The sequence below is a fragment of the Verrucomicrobia bacterium S94 genome, assembly GCA_004299845.1.
GTDB lineage: Bacteria > Verrucomicrobiota > Kiritimatiellia > Kiritimatiellales > Pontiellaceae > Pontiella.
This window is the reverse complement of the sequence record CP036201.1, coordinates 3,740,651-3,753,322: the sequence shown is the minus strand read 5'-3', so window position 1 is coordinate 3,753,322 and position 12,672 is coordinate 3,740,651. Positions and strand designations below refer to the sequence as shown.

General features: G+C 55.6%; 11 protein-coding genes. 7 read left to right on the top strand and 4 right to left on the bottom strand.

Features of this window, described 5'->3' with window-relative positions; all coding sequences use genetic code 11:
- Window positions 1-19 precede the first annotated feature (19 nt).
- Entirely contained in the window at window positions 20-1,732 is a 1,713-nt protein-coding gene (locus tag EGM51_16500) for a hypothetical protein (protein QBG48923.1), read from the bottom strand.
- Window positions 1,729-3,243 carry a hypothetical protein gene (locus EGM51_16495; protein QBG48922.1) on the bottom strand — a complete coding sequence of 505 codons (1,515 nt, stop codon included), beginning with the start codon at window positions 3,241-3,243 and terminating at the stop codon, window positions 1,729-1,731. The genes EGM51_16500 and EGM51_16495 overlap by 4 nt, the downstream gene beginning before the upstream one ends.
- A 204-nt stretch (window positions 3,244-3,447) precedes the next feature.
- On the opposite strand from EGM51_16495, the gene EGM51_16490 reads away from it, so the two are divergent.
- The 4 genes from EGM51_16490 to EGM51_16475 all read left to right on the top strand — a co-directional run bounded on the left by EGM51_16490 (window position 3,448) and on the right by EGM51_16475 (window position 6,522).
- Window positions 3,448-3,867 carry a hypothetical protein gene (locus EGM51_16490; GenBank protein QBG48921.1) on the top strand — a complete coding sequence of 140 codons (420 nt, stop codon included), beginning with the start codon at window positions 3,448-3,450 and terminating at the stop codon, window positions 3,865-3,867.
- The gene (locus tag EGM51_16485; GenBank protein ID QBG48920.1) at window positions 3,864-4,253 is read left to right on the top strand and encodes a hypothetical protein; all 390 of its coding nucleotides are present in this window, start codon (window positions 3,864-3,866) and stop codon (window positions 4,251-4,253) included. Before EGM51_16490 ends, EGM51_16485 begins: the two co-directional genes overlap by 4 nt.
- Before the next feature lie 101 nt (window positions 4,254-4,354).
- Window positions 4,355-5,995: an alpha-D-glucose phosphate-specific phosphoglucomutase gene (locus tag EGM51_16480; protein QBG48919.1), complete on the top strand. Its 1,641-nt coding sequence runs from the start codon at window positions 4,355-4,357 to the stop codon at window positions 5,993-5,995.
- A 77-nt stretch (window positions 5,996-6,072) separates the two neighbouring features.
- Window positions 6,073-6,522 (top strand): peptidylprolyl isomerase, encoded by a 450-nt coding sequence (locus EGM51_16475; protein ID QBG48918.1) that lies wholly within the window; start codon window positions 6,073-6,075, stop codon window positions 6,520-6,522.
- Here the strand turns inward: EGM51_16475 and EGM51_16470 are convergent.
- The gene (locus EGM51_16470) at window positions 6,519-8,108 is read right to left on the bottom strand and encodes a hypothetical protein (GenBank protein ID QBG48917.1); all 1,590 of its coding nucleotides are present in this window, start codon (window positions 8,106-8,108) and stop codon (window positions 6,519-6,521) included. The genes EGM51_16475 and EGM51_16470 overlap by 4 nt on opposite strands.
- Before the next feature lie 9 nt (window positions 8,109-8,117).
- Window positions 8,118-8,633 (bottom strand): hypothetical protein, encoded by a 516-nt coding sequence (locus EGM51_16465; GenBank protein ID QBG48916.1) that lies wholly within the window; start codon window positions 8,631-8,633, stop codon window positions 8,118-8,120.
- A gap of 469 nt (window positions 8,634-9,102) precedes the next feature.
- Between EGM51_16465 and EGM51_16460 the strand changes: the two genes are divergently transcribed.
- Genes EGM51_16460 through EGM51_16450 form a run of 3 tightly spaced genes read left to right on the top strand, consistent with a single transcriptional unit; the run spans window position 9,103 to window position 12,646 of the window.
- Window positions 9,103-10,776: a DNA translocase FtsK gene (locus EGM51_16460; GenBank protein QBG49335.1), complete on the top strand. Its 1,674-nt coding sequence runs from the start codon at window positions 9,103-9,105 to the stop codon at window positions 10,774-10,776.
- Window positions 10,777-10,778: 2 nt separating this feature from the next.
- On the top strand, window positions 10,779-12,227 hold the full coding sequence (locus EGM51_16455) for a hypothetical protein (GenBank protein ID QBG48915.1): 1,449 nt from the start codon (window positions 10,779-10,781) through the stop codon (window positions 12,225-12,227).
- 29 nt (window positions 12,228-12,256) lie between these two features.
- On the top strand, window positions 12,257-12,646 hold the full coding sequence (locus EGM51_16450; GenBank protein ID QBG48914.1) for a hypothetical protein: 390 nt from the start codon (window positions 12,257-12,259) through the stop codon (window positions 12,644-12,646).
- Window positions 12,647-12,672: the final 26 nt, after the last annotated feature.

Genomic DNA, 12,672 nt, shown 5'->3' with positions numbered 1-12,672 from the left:
CGGCCCAGTTCCGCCCGGACTATTGATTCTGTTTGCTTTTCAGCTGTTTCGCGCCGCCGAGTTCCGCAAAACCGGTTTTTTCCAGATCAGTCCAGAGTGTGCCTTCTCCGGCATGAATGATATTCAGCTTCATTTCCGGATTCAGACTGTCCGCAAAAATCCATTTTGCATAGGCCAGAGGGTCATTAAAAGCTGCCGTTTTAAGCTGAAGCCCTTTGGCCCGTTCGCCATCGGTCTTTTCCAGCGCGGTAGCCTCGGCCTGTCCGAGCACACGCACTTTATCCGCATTGATGGCTGCAGTGGCTTTGCGGATTTCAGCCTCCTTCTTCAGCGTCTCCGCCTGAATCGTGGCCACCTGCTTCTGCAGATCCGCCGCAATCTCAGCCTTGAGCTTTTCAGTCTCCTGCATCACCTGCTCCCCGCGCTGCTGAATCAACGAAAGCTGCGTATTGAGTTCCGCTTCCTTGCGGGCGGTATTCTGCCGTTCTTTATTCGTCAGGTCCTGCTCGACTGCAATACTCGCCTGCTGAATCGGAGCGCGGATCTGATCCGGTACCACTACATGACGGATCAGCGCGTTATAGACCCGGATATCCTTCTCCCCAAGCTCCAGCTCCAGCGACTCCGTCAGATCTTCCTGAAACTTTTCGCGGCCTTCACCCACAATGAAGTCCTTGGCACGATACTCGGATCCCTTATTGCGCGAAATCGAAGTAATCTGCGGCATGATGATTTTATCGACTACAGCCGGCAGATCGCCGTAACGACGGTAAATGCCTGCAATATCACCGGGATCCAGTTCAAACTCCAGCGTCATATCCAGACTGATTTCAAATCCGTCGCGCGACGGAAAACTGACCAGCTCAGCAAGGTTTATCTCCCCTTCGTCTAAAGAGGCCGGAGCAACCGATTTCAACTGTTTCCCCACTGTGAAATCAACCTCCTTACCCCGTTTCTGCGGGAACAGAGAACGTGCACGTTTGCTGAAATAATCGGCCCGTTTCCGCTCCTGTTTTTCGAGCATATTATTCTGCAGCACATTCAGCGCCTGATTCTGGCCCAGCTGGCGCGCTTTGGTCACGACCTTGCTTCCGCTCTGACCCAGCAGCGAAACCTGGTTAATCCCGACTTCAAGCACGTCCACTTTATAAGCCTGCGGATTTACATAATAAAGTCCCGGCTGGAGCACATCCTTGCGAACCCCTTTCTGATGCTTTCCTGCAAACTGTCCCGAAGGGGCCTGATCGCCGGAACGGGAGGTAATCACTCCTGCATATCCGATCGGAATACTGATGGCGTCCACAATTTCAATATTGTATCCATACGGGTTCATCCGATATTTACCGGGTCCCAGCACATCGCGCCAGATACCCTTCTGCCCGCGCACGGCAATAAATTCTCCGGTGGGCAGTTTTTCACCAACCTTCGATGTTACAACCCCGACTTTTCCCGGCTCGATAATCAGAACATCCTCAATCTCCCACTCATAAAAAAGTGGAAAACGGAAATGGCGCCCTTCGCCCAGCGGTTCCTCCTGAATACCTTTCTGCCCCGGTTTCGCCAGAATCTGCCCCGGAGCCAGCGGTTCCCCCACTTTTGCCGTGATGATCGCCATCTCATTCGGCCCCACATAAAAACGGCAGAAGCCCCAGATAAACATAATAGCTATGCCCCCGATAATAAAAATCAGACTGCCGATAAGCCCTGCAATTCCTTTGGCTGAAAGTTTCATTCCACCCCTCCTTTCGCCGGAGCATATGTGCTGAAAATGGAACCGAGCCCCTCTTCGGAATCCGAACTGAGCACCGACAGAATATTCGGAGCCAGTTTCTCATACAACGTATACTGAGCAAATGCACTGCCCGTTCCGAACGCATCCACCCGCGATTTCAGAACCGAAGCCTCTGCCTCGTTCCGTGCAGTAATGGCATCCTTTTCCCCATCTGCAGTCAGCAGAATCGCATCCGCCTGAAACAACGCAGCCTCATATTCCACCTTCGCCACATCCAGCTCCTTCTGAGCCGCAATCAGACGCACACTCTGATCCTGTTCGGCGTCAATCACCGCACGAATCCGCTTGGTATCAGCCTCCACTTTTTCCCGGTTCTGAATAGCCAGCATCTCCTGCTTGGTCAGCTCCGCCTTGGATTTAGCCTGTATGATCTGCTGCTCATACTTCGCCGCCTCCTGCACCGCCAGTTCGCGATCGCGGTTGATCGAGGCAATCTCATCAGGGACAATCACTTTACGCACGCCGACGGCTTTTATATCGACACCCCAGCCCTTTGACTGAGATCGAAGATGCTCTTCAAGGTCGTTCTGAAACTTCTGACGCGTTTCACCCACAATAAAATTCACCGCCGGATGCTTGCTGCCCTCAATCCGGCTGAACCCGCGGGCCCGCGGAAGAATCAGTTTTTTTATGATATCATCCATGTCGCCGACGCGATGGGTCAGCAGGGCCGCCTCCTCGCGCTGAATACCGAATTCAATGTAGCCCTCAACTGTGACCGTAAACCCGTCCAGCGTCAGAAAACTGATGACATCCCGACCCGACATATCGAACCGCTGACTGCGCAAGTCCACTTCAACCGAGTTATACATATAGGGATTCAGATAGTGCGTTCCCGGCGGCAACAGCTCGCCGGCCACCCCTTTCAGCCCGGGGTCCACCCTGAATGTATTCCGCTTATCCTCCGGAAGATCATAATTCAGCACATCGCGGCCGGTCAGCGCGGTAACCACACCAACATAACCGGGTTTAATATTAATGGCATCGAAAGTATGCACCTTGAAGGCATAAGGGTTCACACGGTATTTACCGGGACGGTAAATCTCTTCCATAATACCCTTCTCGCCATCACCCGCCATAATTTTACCGGGAGGAAGCTCCTTGCCGAAAAGCCGGGTAATCACCCCCAGTTTGCCCGCCGGTACGTCCAGGATGCGATGCATCCGCCAGCCCCAGGTATACGGATTCCGGAAATAACGCCCCTCCGGAAGCACATCCAGCTGAATGCCCTTCTGACCCTCTTCCAGCGCAATCACCTGACCGGGCGGCAGATCCTCCCCGGTTTTACGAATCAGTACCGCAATCTCCCCGGCCCCCGGCTCAATCCGGCAGAAAAACCAGACAAAAATAAACAATGCGGCAAGGCCGCCGCCGATCAGTACCGGCAAAGAGCTCAATAATGCAATATTCACCCGAGCTCCGGGCGGTTTAAAATCAATGGAATCACTCATCCCCGTCCTCCTTTTTAAAAATAATCAAACATTGAAAAACAACATCCCCAGCACTTCCAAGGATTAAAAAAGACATTAACACGAGGACATTTTGCAACCACTATTATTTCACCCGGAATTTATAACCGAACAATTCACTTAATAGGTATTGCAATGCCGATTTATCCTCCCTAACCTCTTTCGGGATTTTTTTGGAGAAATAAAATGTTCAGTGACGTACAGAATATGGCGGTGATGGGAAAAAGCGGATCGGGCAAGCAGCCACGGGCCGATGTACTCATTCGCCGCTTCGGCCTCAAACAGCTTTCGACCGGCGATATCTTCCGCCACTATCTCGGCCTGTTTAATACCTTCGGTTACAACGGCGATCTCAACCACTTCTACGACAACGCAGCCGGCGACTTTATTGCCGATGAAGAAATTAAAGACATGCTCGATGTTACCGCAGCACCGGACGCCGATGCCCTCGTGCTGGGGCTGAAAGCAAAATATTATGTAGATCAGGGACTCTTTGTTCCGGACCGCATCACCAACGCCCTCTTCGAGTCCGCCTTCCGGGCTATGGATTTTAAAGGGCCGTACTCGACGGTTTCCCGCGCACCGAAGAACAGGCCCGCTTCCTGATAGAACTTATCCGGCGCGAAAACGTACGACTCGATGCCATCCTCCTGGTCGAGAACGAGGACGAACTCATCATCAACCGCACCCTCGGCCGCCGGATCTGCAAATCCTGCGGCGAACTCTTTCATATGGAATTCCGCCCGCCGCCGGATGAACGCAAAAACGAATGCCTGAAACAATGCAACATTGTTCAGCGTAGCGACGATAATGTGGAAAGCCTCAGAAAACGACTCGCCGAATTCCGCGAAAAAACCCTCCCGGCCATCGAATACCTGAAAGCAGCCGGCATTCCGTTTTTCGCCGTACCCGGGAACCTGCCGGACTATTCTCCCGAACGCGTCGAAAACAGTGTACTCGAAATTATGGGGATTGAGCCGATCACCGGTTGATTGAACTGCGTTTAAATTTCTCCGGAATCGCTTTTGCGTTGAGCCCGTTCGGCCCCTCTGGTATGAACCCCGGCTCAACCGATCAATTTCAGGAGAAAAAAATGGCCATTCATCCAGACGCAGGAAAACCCGTTAAGAAGGAAAACCTCACCGACGTTGCCGAGCTGATCAGCCTATATTATGAAACGCAGCCCGATGTTTCCAATCCCGACGAGCGTGTCGCTTTCGGCACCTCGGGCCATCGCGGAACCTCACTGAAAACCAGCTTTACCGAAGACCATATTATGGCCATCGCCCAGGCCATCTGCGAATACCGCGCCGCCCAGGGCATCACCGGCCCGCTCTTCATGGGAAAAGATACCCACGCCCTCTCCATCCCGGCCGAAAAAACCGCCCTACAGGTTTTTGCCGCCAACGGCGTTACGGTCATGATGGATAAAGACGGCGGCTACACGCCCACCCCGGTAATCTCCCACGCCATCCTCTCTTATAATAAAGGGAAGACCGAAGGCCTCGCCGACGGCGTTGTCATCACCCCTTCACACAACCCGCCCGACAACGGCGGCTTCAAATACAACCCGCCCCACGGCGGACCGGCCGATACCGATGCCACCGGCTGGATTGCCGAGCGCGCCAACGAACTGCTGGCCGAGCAGAACAACGAAGTGGAATCGCTTTACTACCCCGAAGCCCTCGCCGCCGACACCACTGTCGGCTATGACTTCATCACCCCCTACGTCGACGACCTCGAAAACGTCATCGACATGGAAGCCATCAAAAAAGCCGGCCTGAAAATCTGCGCCGACGCCATGGGCGGCTCCGGCCTGCGCTACTGGAAACCGATCGCCGAAAAATACGGACTGGATCTCACCATCCGCAACAACACCGTCGATTACACCTTCAGCTTTATGACCGTCGACGGCGATGGCAAAGTCCGTATGGACTGCTCCTCACCCTACGCCATGGCCAGCCTGATTGAACTCAAAGACGACTTCGACATCGCCTTCGGCAACGACCCGGATTACGACCGTCACGGCATCGTCACCAAATCCGCCGGCCTGCTCAACCCGAACCACTACCTCGCCGTCGCCATCAACTATCTCTACCGCCACCGCGAAGGCTGGAATAAAGACGCCGCCGTCGGCAAAACGCTCGTCTCCTCCTCCATGATCGACCGCGTAGCCGCCGACCTCGGCCGCGAACTCAAAGAAGTCCCGGTCGGATTCAAGTGGTTTGTGAACGGCCTCGTCGACGGCTCCTACGGCTTCGGCGGCGAAGAATCCGCCGGCGCATCTTTCCTCCGCAAAGACGGCACCGTCTGGAGCACCGATAAAGACGGCATCATCCTCTGCCTGCTCGCCTGCGAAATCCTCGCCGTCACCGGCAAAGATCCCGGCGAACATTACGCCGCACTCACCGAAAAATTCGGTGCACCGGTTTATGCCCGCGTCGATGCCCCGGCCAACCGCGAAGAAAAAGCCAAACTCGCCGCCCTCTCCCCGGAACAGGTCACCGCCGAAACCCTCGCCGGCGATGCCATCACCCAGAAGCTGACCCATGCGCCCGCCAACGGCGCGGCCATCGGCGGCCTCAAGGTCTGCACCGAAAACGGCTGGTTCGCCGCCCGCCCGTCCGGCACCGAAGACGTCTACAAAATTTACGCCGAAAGCTTCAAGGGCGAGGACCACCTCAAACAGATCCAGGCCGAAGCCAAAGAGATTGTGAATGCCGCGCTGGCTTAAAACAGATCCACTGATTACACAGATTTCTCAGATTAATAATCCTTCTAATCCGTGAAATCTGTGGATTTTATTATCCGATGGGACGCCAGAAAAACAACAATAAGAATGCCGGGAAGAAGCGCGGGCGCGGAGGCGCCGGGCAGAACCGCGCCGAGACGGAGGCCTTCCTGAAAAAGAACCGCTCCAGACCGGACGTCATCGAAACCGCCAGCGGCCTGCAGTATACCGTCAAAGAACCGGGGACCGGGAAATCGCCCGATGAATGGAGCACGGTCGAAGTCAACCAGCGCATTCTGCTCGTCGACGGCACCGTCATTAAAGACACCTATCACAGCACCGAAACCGATACCTTCACTCTGGAAGAAGCCATCGACGGACTGAAAGAGGGACTTCCGCTGATGAAAGAAGGCGGAAAATTCCGTTTTGTCGTCCCGCCCGATCTGGCCTGGGGAAAACGTGGGGCCGGCGATAAAATCGGTCCGTATGCCGCCCTTATTTTCGATATCCGCCTGGAAAAGGTTCTTTAGAACCCGCGCGTTCTGGACTGCTCATCCACGAGCTTCCTTGCTTCGTTCAGGCGTTTCACAAATTCGGTCAGATAACCCTCCTGCTTTCCGTAGGCCCTAAGCGGAATAATGACGGGTTTCGGCTCGGAAGCCAGCTCCTGCGGCAGTACATAGCAGACTTCGTTTTCAACCATGACGCCTATGAATTCACCGCGGTCGGTCAGCAGATAATCGCCGACCTGCGGCCGCGCACCGCTGATCGGCCGGATATTCAGATAATCAATGCCCAGCATGGGAACAATTTCCACCAGCCCATACGCATTGACATCGCTGTAACTGAACAGCATCGCCGTCCGCATACGGCGTTTTTTAATCCCCGCCATTGTCACCGGCTTAAGCGCACTATCAGCCGCCGCACTGGTATGAGCCAGGCAGACCTGCGGTTCATCTGCGGGAACTATCAGGGTGCGTAATGATCCCGGCTGCGCTTCCCCCACCATCGGCGCAGCCACACCGCGAACAGCGGTTATACGATCGGAAAGGCCGCCGCCGAAAAAGGATTTCTTCAGGCCCAGCGCTTTGAACTCCGCCGGTACCAGCGTAAAACCGCCTACCTGTACGAGCGGCATAAACAACTGTTTATTCACGCGGTACAGCCGTCCGCTGGAAGCGTTCTGCTCCGTATAACTGACCATCACCCGACGCATCGCTTCATCCCGACGAACCCAAACCGATGCATTCTGCTCGGCTTCCGCTTTTTTCTTCTCTGCTTCAAGTTTGGCCAGAGCCGCCTCTTTCTCTTTGTCCTCATTTTTCAGCGTCTCTACCGAAACCCGTGCTTCGACCAGTTCCTCGGTAACCTGTTCCGTTTTCTGAACCAGCCGTTCTCTCTCAGAAAGTGCAACGGCAGCTTTAGCCGCAGCTTCCGCTTCGGCGGCCCGGGCGGCATGAAGTGCCGCCTCGCGATCGGCCAGTGCGGTACGCAATTCTTTCGCCCGCTGCTCAGCCACCTCCTTTTCCGCCCTTGCACGCGCAACCTCTGCTTTGACCGCGAGAATTTCCGATTCGCGCGAATCGGCTGATTTTTCAATTTCCTTTGCCCGCCGTTCGGCCTCTTCAGCCAGCTTTTCAGCTAACGCCACACGGGCCAGCGCGGCCTCGGCCTGCGCTTTGGCCTCTCGTTCGCGGGCTTCGAGCTCACGGGTTCTCGCCCGCGCCTCTTCCGCCTGCCGATTCACCAGTTCCGCCTCGCGGGCGGCAACATCGGCCTGCGATCGCGCCTTCGCTGCCGCCAGCTCCGCCGCACGCAGTTTTTCCAACGCCTGAAGATTTTCCGCCCGCTGGCGTTCCGCCCGCGCTTCTGCCTGAGCGGCCTGCTCCAGGGCCTTGCGGGAAATCTCAGCGGATTCTTTCAGCCGGGCTTCGAGGCGGGCGATTTCCTCGCGATAGCCGGCTTCATTGCGTAATCCTTCTTCAATCAGCCGGGCCGCGCGCCCCGTCGGAACAGGAATATTACCCGCTCCACCTCCCGCCGTGTGCCGGGCATTCAGTGCCAGTACGGAAAGGACCATCACGTCCAGCATACAGATTAAAATTGACCGCCGCATCGTTTCTCCCTATTTCGCATCAGCCGATGCCGTCAGCAGTTCCTGCTTGAGCGGTGTATGGTAGCCCAGCCGCAGAATGACGGAAACAATGATCCCCATGGCAGTCGAAGCATACGCGAACATCAGACCGGCATCCGGGAAATAGGTCATCACAATAAAGCTTCCCACGGAACCGAGCAGGCCGAAATAAAGCGGCAGATCATAATAGATATCAATGGCTTCGAGAAGTTCCAGCGTATGGGCCGGATCGTTTCCCGCCCGCCTGATGGCCTTCGTTTTAGCGAGCGCGGCAATCCATGCAAACAGCTGAAGAACCGCAGAAATCAATATCATCATCCAGGCCATACGTTTTCCGACCCGCTCGGAAACGATGCGCGCCTGCTCAAGCATTTCCGGACTGATCGCACCCGCCCCCTCAGCCACAGGAACTTCACTGGGTCTGACCCAGAACGAGATTCCGATTCCAATGGCGGCAGTCAATGCCAGCACACCGAGAAACATAAAAAAACCACGCAGAAACTTCATAAACCACTCCGGTTTCAGTTCAAAAATGATGGTACCGCAAATTCGCCGTACCAGTTTTCATTTAACGCTCAACGACGTCCGAAAGGGACGAAAAAAAACGGTCGTTTTAAGACAGCGCCCCTATTTTCATATTTTTACGGAAAATATATTCTATCAGGTTCCGAACCGGGAAAACAGCTGAATTCGCTCGCCTGAAGCCGGTAAATTTCTGTATACAGATCTGCTTTTGAAACACCTTGAAAGTTTTATGCCGCAAGTCACTTCAGAAGACCTCGAAAACACGAATCGCAAGCCGTTGGACACCAAGGGATCAGACCCTTTTTCCGCCCGCGCGGTACGGTCGTTTATGGCCCGGATCGGCGACAGCCTGCTCTCGGCCGCAGGTTTTGAACGGGCCCCCGTCGAAGAAGACGAAACCGAATTTGAAGATATTGCTGACCCCGCCGAAGCCGCTGCCGAGGAGCAGCGGATGCTGCGCGAGGAGCAGCTTGCCGCCTGGCGGACCGAATATGCGGACCGCATGACCGCACGGGCCGCGCTTCAGGAACAGTTTTCCATTGAGCGGGAATCCGCTATTGAGCGCATCCGGCAGCATGCCGACACCGTGCAGCAGAAACTGAGCAAAATCAAAGAGGAGCCGCTGCCGGTAACCGCCGTTGCCAAACCTGAACCGATCAAACTTGCTGAACCGGAACACGAAGTTCATGAACAGGTTGCCGCAGTCAAAGATGACTACAACCGTCCCGCCGCTGATCTTTTTGATCAACCGGAAAACACCGATCTCATCTTTATCGATCCTGAAGAACTGGAGCACCAGAAACAGGCGGTTCAGGATACCCTCGACAACTTTGCGGTCGATGCCACCGTCTGGGATGCCGTCGTCGGACCGCGCGTCACACAGCTGCGCCTGAAACCCGGTCTCGGCGTCCGAGTGGAAGCCATCAGTTCCCTGAGCAGCAATCTGGCGCTGGCGCTGGCGGCCGAGAGTATCCGGATTCAGGCGCCGATTCCCGGGAAACCGTATGTCGGCCTCGAAATCCCGAACGGCAATTCCGCACCGCTCAATCTCGGCCTACTGCTGCGTTCCCGGGACTGGCAGGAAACCTCCGCCGCCATTCCGCTGATGCTGGGTATGGAACTGGGTGGAAGCCTCTGTATTGCCGATCTGAATGCAGCACCGCATATGCTGATTGCCGGCGCAACCGGCAGCGGCAAATCAGTCTGCATGAATACCATCCTGATGTGCCTGCTCAGCAAATTTTCTCCGGATGAACTGGAGCTGATTCTCATCGATCCGAAGCGCGTTGAATTCGGGGCCTACGAAAAACTTCCACACCTCGTACGCCCGGTAATTACAGAAGCAAAGCTGGTGGTGCCCGCCCTGCAATGGACCGTGCGCGAAATGGAAGAACGCTATAAAACTATGGCGAAGATCGGTGCCCGGAATATTGCAGGCTACAATGCCAAAATGGATGAGCTCGGCATGAAACGTATGCCCTACCTGGTGGTTATTATTGACGAGCTGGCGGATATTATGCTGACCACCGGTGCCGATGTGGAAACCGCCCTGGCCCGCATTGCCCAGCTTTCGCGCGCCGTCGGCATTCACACCATCATTGCCACACAGCGCCCGAGCGTGAACGTCATCACCGGTATGATCAAAGCGAATTTCCCGACCCGCGTCGCTTTCAAGGTTTCGTCGCAGATCGACTCACGCACCATTCTCGACGGCCGCGGCGCCGAGGCGCTGCGCGGCAAAGGCGATATGCTTTTCAGTCCGCCGGGAATCGGAACCCTCAAACGTGTGCAGGGCCCGTGGGTGGATGATGCTGAAATCGCCCGGGTTGTGGAACATTGCGCCGAACAGCGGGAACAGCACTTTAAAACCTCCATCACCGATCTGGCTCCGTGCGACAGCGATGAAGCCTATGCCCTGCAGGATGCCGAGGCTTCGGACGAGCTGCTCGACCAGGCCATTGAAATTATTCTGCGCGACCAGCGGGCGTCTACCTCCTATATTCAACGCTGTCTGCGGATCGGCTACAACCGCGCCGCTAATCTGATTGAAGAAATGGAACGCCGTGGGATTGTCGGCCCGCAGATCGGCAGCACCCCGAGGGAAATTCTGATCGACAGTTATTAATCATGCCTGCTGACATCCATAAAGACGAACTGCTGGAGGCCATCCAAAACGATGGCCCGCGCGAGGTTGTGAAGCAATACCGTCACAACCTGCTGCCCAGCCGTGTACTGATCGATCTCTACAGTGAGCATCCCGAACGCGATGTCCTGTTGTTTCTGGCCCTTTATCCCACCGTACCGAGCCAGGTGCTGGAGGACCTTGCTGATGCCTGTGCCGACCCGGAAATCCAGGCCGCTATCGCGACCAATCCACGCTGTTCCCATCTTCTCCTGGTCCGTATGGCGCGTGAAGGCGGCCCTGCTGTCCGCGCAGCATTGGCGGCCAATAAACTGCAAAATTCGAAGATTACCTCGGAACTGCTGAACGACCCGAGCCTGACGGTGCGGGCATCGCTCGCCGGAAACAGCACAATTAATGATAACTATCGCGCCGCACTGGCCTGCGACCCCGAACCGGCGGTACGCGCATCGCTGGCCTTTTCCGCCAAACTGCCTGCCGAAATTGCACACGCCCTTTCGGCCGACAACAGTGCGGTGGTCCGTGCCGCCATATTGGGTTTCGGTCGGGTGGACGATGAACTGCTGCAGGGCTGGGCGGCTTCAGACGACCTGGAAATGCAGCGCCTGCTTCTGGGGCGTTCCAAACTGAAGCCGGAACTGATTGATACCCTGCGTTTCAGTCCCGACCCGTTGGTGAAAAATGCGGTGAAGGATCTGTATGAGCCCGATGCGGCCGAGCTGCTGGCCCGCGCAGAATCGGATAGTGAACCGTTACGCGCCGAAACAGCCGGATATTCGGCACTGCCGGTCGAAATTCAGCACATTCTGGCGGCCGATTCTTCGGCCGGGGTCCGTGCCGCACTGGCAGCTAATCCGAAAATCGATGAAGAGGTCGCCCTGCTCATAGCCACCTCGAATGATCCCGCCGCCTGCCGCGCACTGGCTGGAAATCCGAATCTGCCGGAAAGCGTAAAAATCGAGCTCTGCCATCACGAATCGGACGACGTCCGGCTGCAGATGATTTACCGCAACGATCTTGACGAAGAGATGGTGAATATTTTTGTAAACGATCGCGAGGATATGGAAGCGATCGCGCACCTGGCCTTGAAAGGCGTGACGTTTACCCGGACCAAACCGGAGCTGCTTGAAAAGCTGCTGGCACACAAACGCCCTTCCCTCCGGGCCTTTGCCTGTGCAGCCGAAGAACTGACCAATTCCCATGTCCGGAAACTGACGCGCGATGACGCCGTCTGCGTTCGGCTGGCCCTCTGTGAAAATCCGATCCTGACCCGCTTTGCACTGACCGAACTTTCCAAGGACTGGAATCCGGCTGTAGCGGAACGCGCCCGGGAAAAACTGGAACAGCTGCCTGAAACGGACAACGACACCGAATTTAATGAACCCGACGGCGAAGAAACCCTCGTCTCGAAAATTGTGAACTTTTTTAAATAGAAACTGAGTAAGAATCAGAGGTTGAACCTATGGCAAAAAAACTGATCCCGCTGAGCGCCCGCGATATTATTCTGCAGGCCGACGCTGAAACCATCCGCGAGGCGCTCGAAGCTCGTGTGAAAATTGATGACCTGCTGGTCAAACGCGAAGAGGCCTACCGGCAGATTGAAGCGATTGAACTCCAGGTTGAGGAACTGGTGGGCGAAGAAGGCGTTTTTGTATATCCCGAACCGCCGGTCCCCGTCGCCGGATTTGCAAAACCGACACCGGCCTCCCGCCCGAAACCGAAACCCGCTCCGAAACCGGAACCGGAAGGGATTGAGGAAGAACCGGTCGAAAAGGAAGAGGCTGCAACAGAAGTTGAAGAAACAACCGTAGCTGCGGAAGAAGAAACCGGGAATACATCGGAAGAAAAATAGACCGCTGAATACACTGAACGGAATTT

Excerpts from the sequence above, each read along its gene's own strand:
- EGM51_16460 (QBG49335.1), top strand. The coding sequence starts at position 9,103 with ATGCTGCGCGAGGAGCAGCTTGCCGCCTGGCGGACCGAATATGCGGAC.
- EGM51_16480 (QBG48919.1), top strand. The coding sequence starts at position 4,355 with ATGGCCATTCATCCAGACGCAGGAAAACCCGTTAAGAAGGAAAACCTC.
- EGM51_16465 (QBG48916.1), bottom strand. The coding sequence starts at position 8,633 with ATGAAGTTTCTGCGTGGTTTTTTTATGTTTCTCGGTGTGCTGGCATTG.
- EGM51_16500 (QBG48923.1), bottom strand. The coding sequence starts at position 1,732 with ATGAAACTTTCAGCCAAAGGAATTGCAGGGCTTATCGGCAGTCTGATT.
- EGM51_16455 (QBG48915.1), top strand. The coding sequence starts at position 10,779 with ATGCCTGCTGACATCCATAAAGACGAACTGCTGGAGGCCATCCAAAAC.
- EGM51_16470 (QBG48917.1), bottom strand. The coding sequence starts at position 8,108 with ATGCGGCGGTCAATTTTAATCTGTATGCTGGACGTGATGGTCCTTTCC.
- EGM51_16475 (QBG48918.1), top strand. The coding sequence starts at position 6,073 with ATGGGACGCCAGAAAAACAACAATAAGAATGCCGGGAAGAAGCGCGGG.
- EGM51_16495 (QBG48922.1), bottom strand. The coding sequence starts at position 3,243 with ATGAGTGATTCCATTGATTTTAAACCGCCCGGAGCTCGGGTGAATATT.
- EGM51_16450 (QBG48914.1), top strand. The coding sequence starts at position 12,257 with ATGGCAAAAAAACTGATCCCGCTGAGCGCCCGCGATATTATTCTGCAG.
- EGM51_16490 (QBG48921.1), top strand. The coding sequence starts at position 3,448 with ATGTTCAGTGACGTACAGAATATGGCGGTGATGGGAAAAAGCGGATCG.